The 16,059-nt window shown below is 40.6% G+C and carries 12 protein-coding genes and 2 pseudogenes; all 14 read left to right on the top strand.

Annotated elements, in window-relative coordinates:
• Positions 1-39 precede the first annotated feature (39 nt).
• Complete coding sequence (locus OO773_RS03530; protein ID WP_080552467.1) at positions 40-1,752, top strand: BspA family leucine-rich repeat surface protein; 1,713 nt, start codon at positions 40-42, stop codon at positions 1,750-1,752.
• A 97-nt stretch (positions 1,753-1,849) separates the two neighbouring features.
• Positions 1,850-2,446: a DUF1104 domain-containing protein gene (locus tag OO773_RS03535; protein WP_006564894.1), complete on the top strand. Its 597-nt coding sequence runs from the start codon at positions 1,850-1,852 to the stop codon at positions 2,444-2,446.
• Between the two features lie 86 nt (positions 2,447-2,532).
• Positions 2,533-2,967 (top strand): DUF1104 domain-containing protein, encoded by a 435-nt coding sequence (locus OO773_RS03540; protein WP_231102839.1) that lies wholly within the window; start codon positions 2,533-2,535, stop codon positions 2,965-2,967.
• Positions 2,968-3,063: 96 nt separating this feature from the next.
• Entirely contained in the window at positions 3,064-3,504 is a 441-nt protein-coding gene (locus OO773_RS03545; protein ID WP_231102840.1) for a DUF1104 domain-containing protein, read from the top strand.
• A 122-nt stretch (positions 3,505-3,626) separates the two neighbouring features.
• Positions 3,627-5,111 (top strand): catalase, encoded by a 1,485-nt coding sequence (locus OO773_RS03550; RefSeq protein ID WP_006564896.1) that lies wholly within the window; start codon positions 3,627-3,629, stop codon positions 5,109-5,111.
• Positions 5,084-5,302 carry a hypothetical protein gene (locus tag OO773_RS03555; RefSeq protein WP_034376058.1) on the top strand — a complete coding sequence of 73 codons (219 nt, stop codon included), beginning with the start codon at positions 5,084-5,086 and terminating at the stop codon, positions 5,300-5,302. Before OO773_RS03550 ends, OO773_RS03555 begins: the two co-directional genes overlap by 28 nt.
• A gap of 77 nt (positions 5,303-5,379) precedes the next feature.
• Positions 5,380-7,179 carry a translational GTPase TypA gene (typA, locus tag OO773_RS03560; protein ID WP_006564897.1) on the top strand — a complete coding sequence of 600 codons (1,800 nt, stop codon included), beginning with the start codon at positions 5,380-5,382 and terminating at the stop codon, positions 7,177-7,179.
• Between the two features lie 10 nt (positions 7,180-7,189).
• A complete protein-coding gene (locus OO773_RS03565; RefSeq protein ID WP_034376057.1) occupies positions 7,190-9,544 on the top strand; it encodes a ribonucleoside-diphosphate reductase subunit alpha in 2,355 nt (784 codons plus the stop codon).
• 64 nt (positions 9,545-9,608) lie between these two features.
• Positions 9,609-10,547, top strand: a complete 939-nt coding sequence (locus OO773_RS03570; protein ID WP_006564899.1) for a type I restriction enzyme HsdR N-terminal domain-containing protein — start codon at positions 9,609-9,611, stop codon at positions 10,545-10,547.
• Between the two features lie 132 nt (positions 10,548-10,679).
• Positions 10,680-11,098: pseudogene (gene tnpA, locus OO773_RS03575) on the top strand (IS200/IS605 family transposase); the annotation flags it as partial.
• A 6-nt stretch (positions 11,099-11,104) separates the two neighbouring features.
• Positions 11,105-12,155 (top strand): annotated as a pseudogene (locus OO773_RS03580) (RNA-guided endonuclease InsQ/TnpB family protein).
• Between the two features lie 77 nt (positions 12,156-12,232).
• The gene (locus OO773_RS03585) at positions 12,233-12,886 is read left to right on the top strand and encodes a hypothetical protein (protein ID WP_264828689.1); all 654 of its coding nucleotides are present in this window, start codon (positions 12,233-12,235) and stop codon (positions 12,884-12,886) included.
• Positions 12,887-12,895: 9 nt separating this feature from the next.
• The gene (locus OO773_RS03590; protein WP_264828690.1) at positions 12,896-13,918 is read left to right on the top strand and encodes a hypothetical protein; all 1,023 of its coding nucleotides are present in this window, start codon (positions 12,896-12,898) and stop codon (positions 13,916-13,918) included.
• 4 nt (positions 13,919-13,922) lie between these two features.
• The gene (locus OO773_RS03595) at positions 13,923-15,005 is read left to right on the top strand and encodes an RNA-guided endonuclease InsQ/TnpB family protein (RefSeq protein ID WP_073193814.1); all 1,083 of its coding nucleotides are present in this window, start codon (positions 13,923-13,925) and stop codon (positions 15,003-15,005) included.
• Positions 15,006-16,059 lie beyond the last annotated feature (1,054 nt).

Below are 16,059 nucleotides of genomic sequence, written 5' to 3' on the forward strand. Positions count from 1 at the left end.
TAAAGACCTACTTTATGGTACTACTCTACAAGGGTGTGTATGTCTCTTAGTTATTTTTATCGTACCTCTCTGCTGTTTTTCCTACTTCTGGCATTATTGCCCGCTCACACCTTCACCCCTAAAGATAAAGCCAGTTTACAAAATCTACTACAAAACCCGCGCATTGCCCTCTCACAAATCAACACCCATTACATTAAGGACATGAGCTACTTATTCTGTTTGCGCATGCCTCTTATTAGAAAAGGAATTTGTACACCTTACCGAGAAGATTTTAGCGGCATTGGAAAATGGGATGTTAGCCATGTAGAAAATATGGAAGGGTTATTCATGAATCAAGTGCATTTTAATGAGCCCTTAAAGCGGTGGAATCCTGTGCGGGTTAAAAATTTTAGCTACATGTTTGCCAACGCCACCCACTTTAACCAACCCATTAATAATTGGAACACCTCTAGCGGGGTGGATTTTAGTTACATGTTTGCCAACGCCACCCACTTTAACCAACCCATTAATAATTGGAACACCTCTAGCGGGGTGGATTTTAGTTACATGTTTTATCACGCTAGATCCTTTAATCAGCCTTTAGATCGCTGGAATCGCTGGAATCGATCCTCTAAACCACCGCAAAATTTTAGTTATATGTTTGCCAATGCTAGCCATTTTAAGCAAAATATTAGCCGGTGGAAAGATCTAAAGCGGGCTAATATTCAGGGTATCTTTTTAGGTACTCCCATGCAAGGATTAGAGCTTAAAGATAGCGCCACTCCAACTCCCCCTAATGTGTTGCAGTTCTTACACTATCCACAGAACAAAGCCGAATTAATCGCCTTAATTAATGATGTGCGCATTCCACTAGCCAGTATTAATACAAGTTTGATTGAGGACATGAGCTATTTATTCTGTGATAAGGAAAATATTTATACGCGCTTAAAGCAGTTACCGATTAAAAATGGAGGATTATGGGAGCATACAGATGCGGAGTATCCCAAAATCTTAAACTTGTATGAAAATTGCCACGCCACCAGCGCACGGACTAATTTAGATGGCATTGAAACTTGGGATGTTAGCCATGTCAAAAACATGGAGGGCATGTTTATGGGTAGAGAAATCAATATCCCTTTAAATAATTGGGATACAGGCGGTGTAACCAATATGAAAGCCATGTTTGCTTTGGCTTCGTTTAACAAACCTTTAGATGATTGGGACACACGATCTGTCAAAGATACAAGTTTTATGTTTTATGGATGCCGTAATTTTAACCAAAATCTTGATAATTGGAACATGGAACGCGTTGTCAATTTAAGTTATATGTTTAGCCTCACCTATAACTTTAATGGGGATATTACGCGTTGGAAACTCTCTAGCGCTACTAATTTACAGGGTATGTTTAAATACGCCACTTTGTTTAACCAGCCTATTGGAGCTTGGGATGTTAGCCATGTAGAAAACATGGCCTATCTTTTCTATGGGGCTTTTCTTTTTAACCAGCCTTTAAATGACTGGAATACAAGCCATGTAATTAGCATGCGTAAAATGTTCTTTTATGCTAAAAGTTTTAATTACCCGCTAAATCACTGGGATACAACGCATGTTTTGGATATGTATAAAATGTTTGCCTACACTAAAAATTTCAATCAGGATTTGAGTACTTGGAATTTACACAGAGCTGATTCTCGCTGTATGTTTTTGCATGCAACAGGAATGCATTCCTTTTTCCCTAGAGCCTTTTTTGAAACTTCTAGTAGCTGTAGCTAATATTATGTATTTTAGCCCCAATTAGCGCATTTGTTAAGTTGTAATTTAGCTAACTAGCGCTAAGATCGCGCTTTATTTTACTAATTAAAGGTGGTTTATGCGTCAGTTTATGAAAATTTTCATGATGGGTATGTTGGCTTTAGGTATTGCACACGCTGAAGAAGTGGATTTCTCTAAGCTAAGCAATAAAGATTTGGTTAAAATGGCCGGTAAAGTAGACGCAAGTCAGGAACTAGAGTACCATATGGAGGTACACAAACGCCTTAAAAAACTCAAGGGTGTTAAAGCTAGGGAGTTTCATAGACAAGTTGAGAGGGCTACTGTGGCTCATTTAAGCAAAATGAGTAAGAAAAAGTTCATGGCTTTGCGTGAAGAAGTGGCCGGAAAATTAGAGGAAATGAAAAAGGAACACAGCCCAGAAGAATTAAAATCTATGGGTCTAGATGTTGAAATCTGTAAGGGTGAGCAACGAAAAATCTTGTGCCATGTCAGACATGCTAGAAAAGGACATAAAGGTGGGGCACACCATGGACAAGTACACAACGCGCATCACGAGGATAATGCAAGCCATGCAGAGCACCATGAAGAAGAACATAAAGCTACAGAGGAACACGAAGCCCCTGCTAAAGCTCCTGCTAAGCAATCTACAGCCCCAGCTAAAACCCCTGCAGAATCTAGCAAGCCTGCAGAGTAATAGACTACAAAATACACTAGCTCTTGGAGGGGGTTGGGTTTGAAAGGTCGGGGGGTTTAAATCGTTAAATACGGAGGATTTTTGTGGTGAATGTGAAGTTAGGAATGGCTAGTTTAGTTATTGCCGGGTTGTGCACTGGTTTATTAGCAGAAAGTAACCCATTTGAGAGTAAAAGTGATAAGGAACTCATTGACATGGCCGGTAAAGTTGTGCCCAATCAAGTACCGGATTATAAAATGGAGCTTTATAAACGCACTAAAAAAATGAAACCTGAACAACGCAAAAAGTTCTATGAAAAAGTCATGGCTTCTGCGGATAAAAACACGGCTAACATGACTATGGAGGATTTTGGTAAGCGCATGGAGGCTATCCACGCGGCGATGAAGGCTAGGATTGCCAAAATGACACGGGCGCAGTTTAAAGCTAGTGGGTTGTTTTGGGATCGTGGTCCACATGGACCAGGTTGTCCTTGCGATCACGGACCCCATGGGGATCACAAACCGCCACACCCTCATGACTAGTCTTGTTCGCATGGATTTTTAGTTCTAGATTTTTGGTTCAATGAAAAAGGCCTTGTATCTATTTGCATTAAACTAAATTAATATAAGGAGTTGGAATTGACAAAAGTAAAATTAGGAATAGCCGGTTTGGTAATTGCCGGGTTGTGCACGGGTTTATTAGCAGAAAGTAACCCATTTGAGAGCAAAAGCGATAAGGAACTCATTGACATGGCCGGTAAGGTTGTGCCCAATCAAGTACCGGATTATAAAATGGAACTTTTTAAACGGATGAAGAAAATGAATGCGGATCAGAAAAAGAAGCTCTATGATGAGCTCAAAGCATCTGCGGATAAAAACACAGCTAATATGACTATGGAAGAGTTTGAAAAACGCAGGCAAGCTATCCGCGCGGCTATCAAAGCTAGGGTTGCTAAAATGACACGGGCGCAGTTTAAAGCTAGCGGGTTAGCTGGTAAAGCTTGTGGTTGCCATGCTAAATGTAATTGTGATATTGTAGGACCCTGTACTTGTGGGGGAGAACACAAACACAAACACTAAAAATCCTTTCCTCAGGCTAGCGCTTGGGGGCGGTATCTTTCTTAAAATCTAAAGGGTGTTGCTAAGCTTGTTCTTTTATGCTACACTTTCTTTAGGGTTTTTAACCCAGTCAACATGAAAGGATTTTAATGAAAGATAGGGATCTAACCAATGCTGTAGGCGCGCCTGTTGGCAATAATCAAGATTTGCTCACCGCAGGTCCAAAGGGTCCTGCTTTGCTCCAAAATACTTGGTTTTTAGAAAAACTCGCCCATTTTGATCGCGAACGCATCCCTGAAAGGGTAGTGCATGCCAAAGGAAGCGGGGCTTATGGAGCACTCACCGTTACAAGCTCTGAAATTACAAAATATTGTAAAGCCAAACTTTTTAGTGAGGTGGGCAAAAAGACCCCTTGTTTTTTGCGCTTCTCCACTGTGGCAGGCGAAAAAGGTTCAGCAGATGCAGAACGCGATCCTAGAGGTTTTGCGCTTAAGCTGTATACCGAAGAGGGTAATTGGGATATTGTGGGTAATAATACCCCCGTATTTTTCATTAGAGATCCACTTAAATTTCCTGATTTTATCCACACGCAAAAACGCCACCCACAAACCAATCTCAAAGACGCTACGATGGTATGGGATTTTTTTAGCCTTATGCCAGAAAGTTTGCACCAAATTACGATTTTAATGAGCGATAGAGGTATTCCTAAGAGTTATCGCCATATGAATGGTTATGCTAGCCACACCTTTAGCCTTATTAATCAGAAAGAAGAGCGCTTTTGGGTGAAGTTTCATTTTAAAACTTTGCAGGGTATTGAAAATCTTAGCAGTGAGGAGGCAGCACGCATACGCATGCATGATATGGATTCTCACCAGCGCGATCTATTTAGAGCCATTGAACAAAAAGATTACCCTAAATGGCGTTTTTGTGTACAGATCATGCCTGAAAAAGATGCAAAAGACTACAGATTCCACCCTTTTGATGTTACTAAAGTGTGGAGTCATAAGGATTACCCTTTAATTGAAGTGGGCATTTTAGAACTCAACAAAAATCCCCAAAATTATTTTGCCGAAGTGGAACAATCTGCCTTTAATCCTGCCCACATTGTCCCCGGTATTGGCTATAGCCCCGATCGCATGCTACAAGGGCGGCTTTTTGCTTATGGGGATACCCAGCGCTATCGCTTAGGGATTAATCATAGCCAATTACCTGTAAATGCTCCCCGTTGTCCCTTTGCCACCTCTTCTAAGGATGGTTTGATGCAAAGTGGGCTCTATGCTATAGAGCGCGCATATGAGCCTAGCTCTTTGGGTGGTTACAAAGAAGTTTCCCACGCACGCGAGAATAAATTAGATTTATCCAAACTAGAAGAGGAATTTAGCGCCTATGCCTATGATTTTAGAGAACTAGATAAGGATTATTACACCCAAGCAGGCGATCTTTTTAATTTAATGTCTAAAGAGGAACAAGAGCGTACTTGCCAAAATATCGTTGATTCTATGCAGGGCGTACCTGAGCAAATTGTCAAGCGCCAATTAGAACATTTTAATAAAGCCAATGCATACTATGGAGCACGGGTTAAAGAGTTATGGATTAATGCATGCAAGATTGGCTTGAAAGACTCTTGAAAGAATACAAGACCCGTCTCTTTGTGATTTACTGGGTGCGCTGGATGATCTCAGCTTTGGTGATGATGCCTTTTATGTTGTTTTTTGAGTGGCTTCATGTCTCCCTTTGGCTCAACTTATTACTAGGCCAAAGCATCGGCGCACTCATCTTTTTTAAGATAGATAAATTCATTTTCCGCTCCAAAGACTAAATATCAAATATCAGATTACCTAAGTAAAGTTAGGTTATACTGACCCCTCCAGAATTTTTATTTTACTGAGGTTTTAGATGCAAAAAATCAGAAATATCGCCGTTATTGCCCATGTTGACCATGGCAAAACCACTTTAGTAGACGGCTTACTCACCCAATCTGGGACTTTTAGCGCACACGATAAAATTGATGAGCGCATGATGGATAGCAACGATTTAGAAAGAGAACGGGGTATCACCATTTTGTCTAAAAATACTGCTATCCACTACAAGGACACCAAAATTAATATCATAGATACCCCCGGACACGCCGACTTTGGCGGCGAGGTAGAGCGGGTATTAAAAATGGTAGATGGCGTGTTGCTTTTAGTAGATGCACAAGAAGGCGTGATGCCGCAAACCAAATTTGTAGTTAAAAAGGCGCTAAGTTTTGGGATTTGCCCTATTGTGGTGGTAAATAAAATTGATAAAAGCGCAGCCCAGCCGGATAAAGTAGTAGATGAAGTCTTTGATTTATTTGTGGCTATGGGAGCGAGCGATGATCAGCTAGATTTTCCGGTTGTCTATGCCGCCGCACGCGATGGGTATGCTATCAAAGATCTAAATGATGAGAGAAAAAATTTAGAACCCCTTTTTGAGACTATTATTTCTCATGTTAAAGCCCCAAGTGGCGCGTCTAATGAGCCCTTACAAATGCAGATTTTTACTTTAGATTATGATAATTATGTGGGCAAAATTGGCATCGCGCGGGTATTTAATGGGCAGATTAAAAAAGGGGATATACTCTCTCTTTATAAAAGCGATGGGAGTAAGGAAAATGGCCGCATCACTAAATTAATTGGCTTTTTAGGCTTAGCTAGAATGGAGATCGAGCAGGCAGAAGCGGGCGATATTGTAGCCATTGCGGGCTTTAGTGCGATGGATGTAGGCGATAGTGTGGTTGATCCTAATAATCCTATGCCACTTGATCCCATGCACCTTGAAGAGCCTACTATGAGTGTGGTTTTTGCCATTAATGATTCTCCACTAGCCGGTACAGAGGGCAAACATGTAACCGCTAATAAACTTAAAGATCGTTTGTTTAAAGAAATGCAAACCAATATTGCGATGAAGTGTGAGGAAATGGGCGAGGGCAAGTTTAAAGTGAGCGGACGCGGGGAGTTACAAATCACCATTTTAGCCGAGAATTTGCGCCGTGAGGGTTTTGAATTTAGTATCTCTCGCCCTGAAGTTATTATAAAAGTACAAGACGGGGTTAAATTAGAACCCTTTGAACATTTAGTCATAGATACCCCCCAAGATTTTAGCGGCGCAATCATTGAAAGATTAGGGCGACGCAAGGCTGAGATGAAGGCGATGCAACCTATGGATGCAGGCTATAGCCGTTTGGAGTTTGAAATCCCGGCTAGAGGCTTAATTGGCTATAGAAGCGAGTTTTTAACCGATACAAAGGGCGAGGGGGTGATGAATCACTCTTTTTTAGAATTTAGACCCTTTAGCGGGAGTGTAGAATCGCGCAAGAACGGCGCGCTTGTGAGTATGGAAAATGGCGATGCCACCGCTTTTTCACTCTTTAATATCCAAGAGAGAGGCACGCTTTTTATCAACCCACAAACAAAGGTCTATGTGGGCATGGTTATTGGTGAGCATAGCCGCGATAACGATTTAGAGGTTAATCCTATTAAAGCCAAACACCTTACTAACATGCGCGCTAGTGGGAGCGACGAGGCGATCAAACTCACCCCACCTAGAATCATGGCCTTAGAGAGGGCTTTAGAGTGGATTGAAGAGGACGAGCTTTTAGAGATCACCCCTATTAATTTGCGTATCCGTAAAAAGACACTAGATCCAACTACACGCCGACGCATTAAGAAATAAAGGTATTTTCATGGAAATGACAGCCACTAAGCGCAATGAGAGTAAAGTTTTGCCAGAACAACAGATAGAACAAATCAAGCAAATTATCCACAAGGCTACAGAAGGCCTAACAGGTTTGGATAAACAAGAATTTGAAACAGAAGCCTTACACTGCAATAGCACCCAAGATCTCTTTACAAGTCTTATTAAAATGGCGGTGGATAGAATAGATGTGGATGCGCCTAATTGGAGTTTTGTAGCAGCAAGGCTTTTTTTAGAGGATTTATACCAAAAGGTGAGTGGCTTTAGCGGATATTTGCCTTTAAGGGTGTATTTGGAGCGAGGAGAGAGTAAGGGGCGTATTGTACGGGGGTTTAAAGAAAAGTTTGATTTAGAATTACTAGATAGTGCTTTAAAACCTGAGCGCGATTGGCAGTTTAATTATCTAGGCATCAAAACGCTTTATGATCGCTATTTGCTTAAAGATGAATCCAACCACCCCATAGAATTACCCCAACATATGTTTATGGCTATCGCGATGTTTTTAGCCCAAAATGAGAGCGATCCTAATGCCCGCGCTTTAGAATTTTACGGGGTATTAAGCCGCTTTGAGCTCATGTGTGCCACCCCAACTTTGGCCAATGCTAGAACCCCTAACCACCAGCTTAGTTCTTGTTACATTGGGAGTACCCCGGATAATATTGAGGGTATTTTTGATAGCTATAAAGACATGGCTTTACTCTCTAAATATGGCGGGGGCATTGGCTGGGATTTTAGCCAAGTGCGCTGTTTGGGTAGTTTTATTGATGGGCATAAAAGCGCGAGTGCGGGAGTGATTCCTTTTTTAAAAATTGCTAATGATGTGGCAGTGGCGGTGGATCAACTAGGTACGCGTAAAGGCGCGATTGCAGTGTATTTAGAAATCTGGCACATGGATATTTTAGAATTTATTGATCTGCGTAAAAATAGCGGAGATGAGCGCCGCCGTGCCCACGATCTTTTTCCAGCTCTTTGGATCTGTGATTTGTTCATGCAAAGGGTGGAGGCAGATCAAGAATGGACACTTTTTGATCCTTATAGATGTCAAGATTTAACCCAGTGTTTTGGTGCAGAGTTTGAGGCAAAATATTTAGCCTACGAGCAAGATAGCCACATGGTTAAACACCGCATAAAGGCGCGTGATCTATGGAAAAAGATTCTCACAAACTACTTTGAAACGGGTTTACCTTTCTTAGGCTTTAAAGATAATGCTAACCGCGCTAACCCTAATGGCCATGTTGGCATGATCCGCTCTTCTAATTTATGTACCGAGATTTATCAAAACACCAGTAGTAGCCACTATAAAATGCAAATAGATTTTACAGATGGCAGTAGAGAATTTTTTGAGGAATTAGAGGAAGTGTGCACAGATACCGGTATTACTAAAAGAGCCAATAAACTTAGTAGCAATGATTCTTTGGGGGGCAAAAAAATTTTCATGGCAAGTAAAGTAGCTGAGGAGGGAATGGTGGCTGTGTGCAATTTGGCTAGTTTAAATTTAAGCAAGATTAATAGCCAGCAGGATTTAGAGCGAGTCGTACCTATCGCAGTGCGCATGCTAGATAATGTTATTGATCTAAATTTTTACCCCATTTCTAAGGCCAAAGAAACCAACTTAAAAAGCCGCGCCATTGGTTTGGGGGTGATGGGCGAGGCGCAGATGTTAGCAGAGGCGCGCATTAAGTGGGGTAGCGCTGAACATGCCCTTAAAATGGATTTCTTATTAGAGAAAATGAGCTATGAGGCTATTAAAGCAAGTAGCCAGCTAGCTATTGAGCGGGGGAGTTATGCCTATTTTGAGGGTTCAGCTTGGAGTCAGGGGATTTTTCCAATAGATTACATCAAGCAGGAAGTTAAAGAAATTAGCCCGCATAAACCCCGTTGTGATTGGAAAAGTCTTAAAAAGAAAGTCAAAGAGCAGGGTTTGAGAAATGGCTATTTAATGGCCATTGCGCCCACAAGCTCTATTTCTATTTTGGTAGGTACAACCCAAACCATTGAGCCTATTTATCAAAAAAAGTGGCTGGAGGAGAATTTAAGCGGGTTAATTCCGGTTGTAGTGCCCTCTTTAAGTTTAGAAACTTGGCCCTTTTACACCTCTGCCTATGATATTGATGCTAAGGATATGATTAAGTTAGCAGCGGTGCGCCAAAAATGGATCGATCAAGGGCAGAGTCTGAATCTATTTTTGCGCCCTAAAAAGGCTAGCGGGAAGCTCTTGCATGAAATCTATTATTTGGCTTGGAAACTAGGGCTTAAATCCACCTACTACCTACGCACCCAAAGCCCGGATCTAGAAATCCAAAATATCTTAGATCGATCTATAGAGTGTTATCAGTGTCAGTAGGATAAATGTAGTCTGTTTTTGGGGAGGGGCATCTAAAAATTAAAATCACACCGCAAGGGTATAGATGTTTGAGGAAATTTTTGAGGATAGTTTGGCACTAGACTTTTTTAAGCCAGATTTGATTGCAGATTTAAAGACAAGGGCAGAGCAGAGTAAAAAGAAGGGCTACATCACCTGTCTTGTACGGGACAAAGCGATTAAATTGACTCCTGAGGAGGTGGTGCGCCAACTTTATCTAGCTAAACTCATAGAGGAGTATCACTACCCCAAAGAGCGTATTTTATTAGAATATCCCATTCATTTTGGTCGCGAAGTAAAAAGGGCTGATATTGTAGTGCTTGATCAAGAAAATAACCTATATGTTGTGGTGGAGCTTAAAAAACCTAAGAAAAAAGAGGGGATGGCGCAGCTAAAGAGCTATGCCCACGCTAGCGGAGCACCCTTAGCGGTGTGGAGCAATGGAGCAGATGAGATCATCTTGCATCGTAGAAACCCCAATCACTTTATTAGTATCCCACATTTGCCCCATTACTATCAAAGCCTAAAAGAGGTGCTTAGCGAGCAGTTTAAATATGTGGATTTACTTAAAAAAGATGTCTTGAGTAAAGAGGGCTTAAATTTAAAATCGCGTATTCTCTTGATAGAAGATGAGGTGCTAGCTGGGGCAGGAGTTGATGCGTTTGAGGAGGTCTTTAAACTCATCTTTATTAAACTCTATGATGAACTTAACACTTATCGCAAAGATAAAAAGCTGATCAATGATTACTACAATGCCCTAGAGTATAAAAACAGGGTTAAAGCAGATAAACTTTATGAGAAAATGCACAATTTAGAGTTTAGAAATTATGAGGGTACGGGTAATCAGGAATTTAAAGATCGTTTAGAGCGCTTATTTACAGAGTCTAAAGAAAAATGGCCGGGTATTTTTCCTAAAGAGAACAGCATCGCCCTAACCCCTAGCCATTTAGAAGTGTGTGTGAGTGTATTACAACCCGCGCCATAAGCCCCTAGCTTTAGCTATGAGGATATAAGGCGCATGCTCTTGGAGCATATTGGAGCATATTGGAGCATATTGGAGCATAACCTATTCACAATGTATTAGTTAACTATAGTTGCATATAGCACATTGCATGAAATATATAAATATATCAAATATAAGAGCAACAACAACATTGTCTATTCTTGCAAATACCACATTGTATGGTGATACAGGCAAAAGTCCTTGTAGATCAGGTAGAAGTAAGGTTAAAACAAATCATTTTGGAAGTGGCGCAAGAGCTAGAAGTAGAGATTTTGGAGATGGAAACAGATAAGGATCATATCCATATTTTGGCAGAAGTTGATCCTAGCTTTGGGTGATGAAGTTTATTAGGACAGCTAAGGGTAGGAGTAGTCGGCTCTTAAGGCAAGAGTTTGCGCACTTAAGAACTAAATTGCCTACGCCAAACTCTTGTTTTACCTCTTCTGTAGGGGGTGCTCCTTTGGAAGTGATCAAACAATACATCGCCAATCAGCAAAACTCTAAAAAGACCCAAGCAAAAAGAAAGGTGGAAGGCCTTAATCACCTACAAACAAAAGCTCTATAAAGCAAGCAAGAATAAGCATACAGGCAAGATTCTACGACTCTATGGCATTTGTTATAACCATTGTATTGCTTTGCATAAGAGATATTATAGACTTTATAAGAAACACCTAAAGCTCTACACTCTATAAAAGCACATCACAAAATTAAAAAGAATAAAACGCTTTGCTTTTTTAAAAACTCTAGGTTCTCAAACTCTACAAGAATTGGCAGAGAGAATTGATAAGGCCTTTCAAAGATTCTTTAAAAAACAAGGTAGACCACCACGATTTAAAAGGGTGGCTTTATACCAATCTTTCACATTCAAGGGGGGAATAGGTTATAAAATCCAAAACAACCTTATCTCTTTTAATGGCTATTGCTTTAAGTTTGTTAAAACCTATGAGCTTGAGGGCAAACCTAAGACTATAACTATTAAAAGAGATAATCTAGGCGATTATTTCTTGTGTTTGGTGTGTGAAATGGAGGATAAACCTAAGCCTGCAGGCAGTAATAACGTGGGGCTTGACTTTGGTTTAAAAACCTTTCTCACATGCTCTAGGCATACAAGTTCAATCACCTTTATTTTTCTCTAGATTTTTGCCTTTAATTAAATCTTGCTCTAAATTTCTCTCTAAAAAGCAAAGAGGTAGCCACAACCGCTTAAAAGCTAAGATTAAACTAGCTAAGCTACACAGAAAAATTAAGTTTTTGAGGACAGACTTTTTCTATAAACTTGCTAACCATTTAGCTAAACAATATGCCCATGTTTTCATTGAAGATTTGAACATGAAAGCCATGCAAATGTTGTGGGGTAGAAAGATTAGCGATCTAGCTTTTAGTGAGTTTGCAGCTATCTTAGAGAGAAAGACACAGGTGCATAAGATAGATCGCTTCTATCCTAGCTCTAAGACTTGTTCTAGTTGTGGGACACTCAAAGAGGATTTAAGCCTAAAGGATAGGGTATTTAATTGCCACTCTTGCGGCCTTTCTTTTGATAGAGATTTAAACGCGAGCATTAATATACACAGAGTAAGGGCTCAACTCTAAAGAGTAGAGGCTGTAAGACCTGCCTAGCAGGCAAGCCTTGATGATCCCAGAATCCCCTAGCTTTAGCTATGGGGAGTATGTCAACGCCAAGTGTTTCAGTTAGTGATCTTAACTTTGATCAAACACTTAAAAAGCTTTCAAATAACCTTGAAAATCTCAAAACCTATTGTAAGCCGCAAGAAAACCGCCAAATTGATGGCGTTATTCCAACAGATAGGAAAGACTTCCAAAACCGCCTAAAAAATGGCATAGATCGCCTAAATAAGGCTATTGATAAACACAATCAAGGCTTAATTTTAGGCTCAGATCCATTATTAGTTAGCTTTGATCTTAATTTTTACCAGTCTATTGGTGTTGATTTAGATAGGCTTTTTATTGATCTAGCCGATTTAAGTTTTAGCCCAACTTTGCAGCCAGTGCCCACCTATCTTGGGCGCAAAACTCTAGGACTTGGCTACTTTTTGGGCTGTTTTGGGGTGTGTTATTTAAAAATAAACCGCGCAGAATTTGCAGAAAATAGCAGCGCTGAAAATCACCCACTGCAGGTGCGCACTGATAAAACTTTTAGCGCCAAATGCTCCTTAGGTGTGCATCATAAAGAATATTTTTTTGATTTAAGCGATTCAAAATACACTTTTAGCGCTGTGCTTAAGGCAGAAAAAGGCGCGCGCTTGAGCATTAATGCAGATCAAGGGCTTTATATTGCTCATTTTGGTTTTTTAATTCTTTGAAGGCTTAAAATGTCTGACTTTGGAGACTTAAAGAACTATTTAAAGGGGCTTAAATACAGCTTTAACGCCGATTTAAGCGCACAGCGTAAACAAATGGCCTTAAATAGCTTCAAAGATTTTTGTTATAGCTATTTTGTTCACCATTTAGACAAACAAGATACAAGCGCCTTTAGGGAGGCTATTTTTTCTAATATACGCAACTACCTTGAGGCCTCCAAAATCTGTATTTTTAAAGCTTATCGGGGCGCGTATAAAACCACTTTGTTAGGGCGTATGCTTGTGCTGTGGTTATTTGTGCGTGGTGATAGAAACTACATGATCTATATTGGCAATAAAAAAGAGGATACAGAGGAGACCATAGAATGGCTAAAGGTAGAATGTGAAAATAACGCCGCTTTTATCCAAGATTTTAAAGTTGATAAGGGTTTTACTTGGCGCAAAAGCGAGTTAGTGATTAATTTTGATAGCACACCTAAAAAGATCAAAAGCTATAGCATTGAGGAGAGCATACGCGGCTTGAACTTTCTAGGAAAGCGCCCTGACTTAATCATTTGTGATGATGTAGAAAATGGGCAGCGTATTCACTCTAAGAAATACCGCGAAGATGTGGCTAAACAATTTGAAAGCGCGATTTTAAAGCTCCCCGCGCGCAAAGGCAATTACAATATTTTAGTAGTGGGCACTACGCTCCATGAGGATTGCTTACTTCTAAAATTAGCCGATCGCTGGAATGCTAAAAGCTATGATTTTCCGCTAGTGCTTGATTTTGGATCACATATTGACGGACTTAGCCCGCAAAATCTAGACTCTTATGATTTAGAACAAGTTGTACTAGATGATCCAACACTAGACAAAAAAGAGATTCTAATGGAGTTTTTAAGCAATAGGGCGGCGTTTTTTACCGAATTTCAAAACCAGCCCATTAATGCTAAAGATGCGATCTTAGCAACCGCGCCGAAACCCCCTAGCTTTAGCTATGGGGATATAAGGCGCATGTTTGGTCGTTTTTCAAGCAAAGTGTGTATAATATAGTTCTATGCTCATCGCCTACAAGCAGAAACTCTACAATTCAAGCAAGAACAAGCAGATAGACAGACTCTTGCGTCTTTATGGCATTTGCTACAATCATTGTATCGCTTTGCATAAGCGGTATTATAGGCTCTATAAGAAGCACTTGAATTTCTACACTTTGAAAAAGCACATCACCAAGCTAAAGAGAACAGCACGCTTTGCTTTTTTGAAAACTCTAGGCTCTCAAACCTTGCAAGAGCTAGTAGGGAGGATAGACAAGGCTTATAAAAAGTTTTTTAAGAAACAAGGCAGACCGCCTAGATTTAAAAAGGTGGCCAACTATCAGTCTTTCACATTTTCACAATGTGGTTATAAAATCCAAGACAACATTATCTCTTTTAATGGCTATCGCTTTAAGTTTGTCAAAACCTACGACCTTGCAGGCAAACCCAAGACCTTAACCATTAAAAGAGATAATCTAGGCGATTATTTCTTGTGCTTGGTGTGCGAAACAGAGGATAACCTTAAGCCCGCAGGCGGTAACAGCGTGGGGCTTGACTTTGGGTTAAAAACTTTTCTCACATGCTCTAATGGCACACAAATCCCATCGCCTTTATTTTTCTCTAAATTCTTGCCTTTGATCCGTGCTTGCTCTCGCTCCCTATCCAAAAAGAAAAGAGGCAGTCATAACCGCCTAAAGGCTAGGCTAAAACTTGCTAGATTGCACCGCAAAGTCCAAAATCTTAGAAAAGACTTTTTCTACAAGATTGCTAATAGCCTAGCCAAACAATACGCCACTATTTTCATTGAAGATTTGAACCTGAAGGGTATGGTTAAACTTTGGGGGCGCAAGATTAATGATTTGGCTTTTGGTGAGTTTGTGGCTATCTTGGAGAGAAAAACCCAAGTGGTTAAGATTGATAGATTCTATCCTAGCTCTAAAACTTGTTCTAATTGTGGAGCACTCAAAGAGGATTTAAGCCTAAAAGATAGGTTTTTTCATTGCCCTTCTTGTGGCTTTTCTTTGGATAGAGATTTGAACGCAAGTATAAATATTCATAGAGTGGGGGCATCCACTCTTGGAGGAGAAGCTGTAAGACCCGCCTAGCGGGCAAGCTTTGATGATCCCAGAATCCCCTAGCTTTAGCTATGGGGAGTATGTCAAAAGTGGCGGTATTGAAAAACTCGATGCCCTTATTAACTAAAGTTGTCTCAACTTTCTTTGAGGAAAAGCCTCCTATTAATGTGCCAAACACCCCGCCAAAGACTCCGCCTAAGATAGGGCCAAGTGGGCCTAAAACTGGAGTGAGTGCCGCGCCCACTCCAGCGCCCACTCCACTTCCTATTAAGTTACCCGTTTTCATGTGTTTTTGTGCGGCCTTATCGCCTTGTGTATCAATAAAGCCCCCTATGAGATTACCACTAGCTGTGCCCGCGCCAAAGCCAGCTAGTGCTAAGCCTAATTTTTCAAAGCCCCCCTTTAGCACGGCCTCAAACTTGCCTAAAAAGCTATCTCCGTCAATCTTAAAGCTTTCCCCAAAAATGCCCTTGAGTGCTCCGGATAGATCGCCTCGCATTATGGGGGCTAAAAAGCCTTGATTAAACCCGTCGCTAGCCATAGAAATAAAACTATCTCTAGCACCCTCAATCCCACTAGTTAAGCCACTTTGAAAAACCCCGCTTAAATCCAAGTTAAACGCGCCTTTAACCCCCGTTTTAGCGGTGTTAATTGCCTTCAAATTAGCTTGGTGTTGGGCATTTTCAAGCTCATAGAGTTTATTGGCCTGATCAATGCTCATTTTATTAGCCACCGCTTTAGCGGCTATTTCTTTATTAAGGTTTTTGATCTCTTGTTCATGTCTAAGCTTTTCTAGCGCGATTTCTTTTTGCTTGCCCTCAGCCATTAGATTAATCGCGCGCTGTTTAATATTTAGTTCGTTATTTAGCCATTCTTGATTATTAGAAATGGCTAAAGCGTCAGCCGCTTCTTTTGCCTTTTGTGCCTCTAGTTTAGCCGCCTCTTGAATATCCTTAATTTTTTTATCATGTAGCGCGCTCAAGGCCGCGTATTGTTTATTAATTTGATCAAGGGAAAGCGCGCCACTTTCAAGCTTTTTAGCGCTTTCCTCGTTTAAATGCCTCATTTGTTGTTCATAGGCTAG

The organism is Helicobacter suis HS1 (assembly GCF_026000295.1).
GTDB classification, from domain to species: Bacteria; Campylobacterota; Campylobacteria; order Campylobacterales; family Helicobacteraceae; genus Helicobacter; species Helicobacter suis.